Origin of the sequence: Achromobacter agilis (genome assembly GCF_900496965.1) — a bacterium.
GTDB classification, from domain to species: domain Bacteria; phylum Pseudomonadota; class Gammaproteobacteria; order Burkholderiales; family Burkholderiaceae_B; genus Achromobacter; species Achromobacter agilis.
This window is the reverse complement of sequence record NZ_UFQB01000062.1, coordinates 1-642: the sequence shown is the minus strand read 5'-3', so window position 1 is coordinate 642 and position 642 is coordinate 1. Positions and strand designations below refer to the sequence as shown.

At 71.2% G+C, this 642-nt stretch carries 1 protein-coding gene; it reads right to left on the bottom strand.

Going from position 1 to position 642, the window contains the following annotated elements:
- Positions 1-642: GntR family transcriptional regulator (locus AGI3411_RS30030; protein ID WP_129530937.1), on the bottom strand; the 642-nt coding region annotated here is incomplete at both ends.

The following is a 642-nucleotide window of genomic DNA, read 5'->3' as shown; positions in this document are numbered from 1 at the left end:
CCGGATGTGGCTGGCGAGCAGGTCGCAGGCGCGGCCGGCGTCGCGGGCGAGGGTGGCGTCGAGGATGCCCCGGTGTTCGTCGTGGAGGTCGCGGGCGATGGGCTTGCGGGTGACGGTCAGGCGGCGGTAGCGTTCGGCCTGCTGGTAGAGGATGCCCAGGAAGTGGTGCATCCAGCGCGAGGGACAGGCGCGGATGAGTTCGCGGTGGAACTCGCGGTTGCGCTGTTCCCACTCTTCGAAGCTGGCCTCGGGGTCCGACGCCAGGCGCTGCTCGGCCTTGCCGAGGCGGTGGAAAGCGGCGAGCACGGCGCTTTCCCAGTCGTCGTCGCCGACGGCGATGGACTGGCGCAGGGCCTCGGTTTCGAGGAGCACGCGGTTTTCGGTGATGTCGCGGAAGTCGTCGAGGGAGATGGGCGTGACGTGGAAGCCGCGCTGTCCGTGGGCGATGACGAGGGCATCGGAGACGAGCAGGGCGAGGGCTTCGCGCAGGGTGCCGGCGCCCACGCCGTAGTCGTCCTTGAGGTGTTCGACCCGCAGGCGCGAGCCGGGCGGCAGCTTGCCCTGGATGATGTCGCGGCGCAGGCTGACGTAGGCCGCGCCCACCAGGGTGTTGGCCGAGGCGGCGTGGGCGAGCGGAGGGAG